Here is a 3,440-nt window from a genome sequence, read left to right as displayed (position 1 = left end):
CAGGCGCCAAACCGCCCTGTCCTTCTAATAAATTTGAAAACCCAAACGCCGCTATCTCTCCGCTGCGTCTATTTATGCAGCTGCGACGCTACGCGCTTAAAATTTCAACGACGCGCGTGCAAATTTTAAGCCCCAGCCGCTGTGTCGCCGTATCGCTTAAATTTAGCAACTTCAGCGCGGATTTAAACCTCGGTCGCCATAATTTTTAACGCAATTCAAAGCCCCGACCTCAGCCGCCGCCTACGAACTCGACGATCTCATATTTTTTGCCGCTTGAGATCTGCGTGCGCTCCCACTCCTGCTTTTTTAAAATTTCGCCGTCGCGCTCGAGCGCTACTAGGCGCAGATCGTGTCCGCGCCGGCGCAAAAACTCGCTCACGCTCATATCCTGCGCCAGTTGCAGCGGCTCGCCGTTTACGCAGATCTCAATCATCGCTCGCTCCCAAGCTCTCGCGGTACTCCTCGTAAGTGCCCCTAAAATCGACGATTTCGGCGTCTCCTTTGAGGTGCAAAATTCTATTTGCAAACGCGTCGATGAGCTCGCGGTCGTGGCTCACGCAGATCGCGCAGCCCGCGAAGTTATACAGCGCCTCCCCCAGAGCGATGATCGCCTCGAGATCGAGGTGGTTGTTGGGCTCATCTAGCACCAGCAGGTTCGGGCGTTGCAGCATTAGCTTGCTTAGCATCACGCGGTGTTTCTCGCCGCCGCTTAGGCTGCCCACGCTTTTCTCCTGCTCCGCGCCGCTAAAAAGCATACGTCCAAGGCATTTGCGAATTTCATCCAGATCCCTATTTTGCGGGCTTTGCAGATATTCGTAGAGCTTGAGCTCGCCTGAAATTTTATTATTCGTATCCTGCGCGAAGTACCCGGGCTCGATCGTGGCGCCCATGTGAACCTTGCCGCGCTGCGGCGCGAGCTCGCCCATGATGATCTTGCAAAGCGTGCTTTTGCCCACGCCGTTTCGCCCGATGATGCCGATCTTATCGCCGTGAGCGAGCTTGAGATTGAAATTTTTTAAAATTTCAATCTCGCCGAAGCTCATATCCACGCCGCTTAGCTCCAAAATTTCATTACCGATCTCGCGCGCGGGCTTGAATAAAATGCTAGGCTCCCTGCGCGAAGAGGTCGCAAGCTCGCTAAGATCGAGCTTGTCGAGCTGTTTTTGGCGGCTCGTGGCCTGCTTTGCTTTGCTTGCGTTGGCGCTGAAACGAGCGATAAATTTTTCAAGCTCCGCCTTTTCTTTGAGCTTTTTCTCGCGCTCGAACTGCGCCTGTTTGGCGATGAGATTGGACGCGATGAACCAGTCGTCGTAATTGCCGCTAAATTCGCGCACCCGCCTAAAATCCACGTCGAGGATGTCCGTGCAGACGCGGTTTAAAAAGTGGCGGTCGTGGCTGATGACCACGAGCGTGCCCGTGTGGCGATTTAGCTCAAACTCGAGCCACGAAATGGCGTCGATATCGAGGTTGTTCGTAGGCTCGTCCAAAAACAGCACGTCGGGGCGCGGGAAGAGCACCTGAGCAAGAAGAACCTTAAATTTATCGCTCGTCTCGATCTCGCTCATCTTTTTATCGAAATCATTCAGCCCCAGCGAGCTTAAAATTTTCTCGATCCGCGTTTCGTACTCGTAGGCAGGATCCTCCTCGGCGCAGATCATTTCAAGCTCGCCGAGGCGCTCGTTTATCTCGTCGTTAAACTCGCCCGCTTCGTAAAGCTGCGTCTTTTCGCGCACGGCGTCATAAAGGCGCTTGTTGCCGTAGAGCACGGCGTCTTTGACGCTGAAGCTTTCAAAGGCGAATTGATCCTGCCCCAAAACGCCGATTTTAAGCCCGCTTTCGATCAAAATTTCGCCGCTGCTAGATTCGATCTGTCCGCTTAAAATTTTAAGTAGCGTCGATTTGCCCGCGCCGTTTGCGCCGATGAGACCGTAGCGCCTGCCCTTATCGAGGCTCAAATTTACGTTTTCAAAAAGCAGCTGTTTGCCGAAGCGCATCGTAAGATCTTTGATTTCAACCATATTTTTCCTTTTAAATTTCTCTTTGCATTGCCTTGCGCGCGGGCTTATGCCAGATTTTGCGCGCAAATTTTATCTCGCGGTTTATTGCAGCTTTTACGCCGCGGCAAACTGCGATAAATTTCTCCTATTTTAGCTTAAAATTCTGAAATTTCGCCGAAGGCGCGCGGGTGGGCACGATTAAATTTAGACCGCCAAAGCAATTTAAATTTTAGCCGCTGTAATCGCTATCGCGAGTGATGATGAGCGTGTAGTTCGGATACGCGGCGCGCACCTGCTTGCAGACCGCGCGAAACGTCGCCTCCATGTCGGGTGCTGCGAAATCGACGATAACGTCGAAGCTGATCGAGCGCTTTTCCTCGTCGAGATAAAATCCATGTATCTGCGAGACGAACTCATGCGAAAACGCCATCTGCTTGATATGCTCGTAGATTTCGGAGGCGCGCGGATCGTTCCTGTTAAACGCGTAAATTCCTACGGTATCTAGGATGATATTAAATTTCGCAAAAACGGCGTTTTGGATGCGGCGCGTAAGAGCGTCGATCTGCGCCGCGGTCGTGTCACTCGCGACCTCGATGTGGATGCTGCCGACCATCTTATCGGGCCCGTAGTCATGAAACATCAGATCGTATGCGCCGATGACGCCCTCAAAGCCCCGCACGACGTCGTAAATTTCATTCGTCAGCTCCAAGCTCGGACGCGAACCCAAAAGCTTGCTGATCGTGTCGCGTAGAATTTCATACGCCGTTTTGATCAGAAGCGCCGAAATTATCGCGCCCAGATACGCCTCCAAGCTCAGCCCGAAAATAAGCGAAACTAAAGCCGCTACGAGGGTTGCTAGCGATACGAGCGCATCGTATTTGGCGTCCACGCCGCTTGCGATGAGCGAGTCAGAGTTTACACGCTCGCCCGTCTTTTGCGTATAGAGCCCCAGGCTAAATTTCGCCGCGACCGCTACTGCGATGATGGCGAGCGAAACCGCATTATAATTCGCCGCTTGCGGGTGAATGATCTTTTTGATCGATTCGACGAGCGAGACGCCGCCGGTGTAGAGGATGATGACGGCGATTACGATCGCGCTTAGATACTCGATCCTGCCGTGTCCGAAGGGGTGTGCGCGATCGGGCTGCTTGCTAGCAAGATGCACGCCCACGATCGTAATGACGGACGAAAGCGCGTCGCTTAGGTTATTTACGGCATCAAGCACGATCGCGATCGAGCCCGAAATCAGCCCCACGACGCCCTTAAATGCCGCTAAAATTACATTTGAAATGATACCGATCGCGCCGGTGCGAATGATGATTTTATCCCTGCTATACGCCGCTTGAGGTACTTCCATTATCTCTCCTTTGAAATTTTACTCTAAGCCGCAATCGCTGCGCGTGTAGGTCAGATCGGCGATTTTTTCGCCGCTTTGCAGAAATT

At 52.6% G+C, this 3,440-nt stretch carries 4 protein-coding genes; 1 reads left to right on the top strand and 3 read right to left on the bottom strand.

Features of this window, described 5'->3' with window-relative positions; translation table 11 throughout:
- Positions 1-209: hypothetical protein (locus tag Q0140_RS01660; RefSeq protein WP_297961017.1), on the top strand; the 209-nt coding region annotated here is incomplete at its 5' end.
- A 20-nt stretch (positions 210-229) separates the two neighbouring features.
- Here Q0140_RS01660 and thiS read toward each other — a convergent pair.
- The 3 genes from thiS to Q0140_RS01645 all read right to left on the bottom strand — a co-directional run bounded on the left by thiS (position 230) and on the right by Q0140_RS01645 (position 3,354).
- On the bottom strand, positions 230-433 hold the full coding sequence (gene thiS, locus Q0140_RS01655) for a sulfur carrier protein ThiS (RefSeq protein ID WP_297944174.1): 204 nt from the start codon (positions 431-433) through the stop codon (positions 230-232).
- Positions 426-2,018, bottom strand: coding sequence for an ABC-F family ATP-binding cassette domain-containing protein (locus Q0140_RS01650; RefSeq protein ID WP_297961014.1), 1,593 nt, complete (start codon positions 2,016-2,018; stop codon positions 426-428). Before Q0140_RS01650 ends, thiS begins: the two co-directional genes overlap by 8 nt.
- Positions 2,019-2,226: 208 nt before the next feature.
- On the bottom strand, positions 2,227-3,354 hold the full coding sequence (locus Q0140_RS01645) for a cation diffusion facilitator family transporter (RefSeq protein WP_297961011.1): 1,128 nt from the start codon (positions 3,352-3,354) through the stop codon (positions 2,227-2,229).
- Positions 3,355-3,440: the final 86 nt, after the last annotated feature.

The sequence above is a fragment of the uncultured Campylobacter sp. genome, assembly GCF_938045405.1.
Lineage (GTDB): Bacteria > Campylobacterota > Campylobacteria > Campylobacterales > Campylobacteraceae > Campylobacter_B.
The sequence above is the reverse complement of the archived record's forward strand: the minus strand, read 5'-3'. Positions and strand labels throughout refer to the sequence as shown.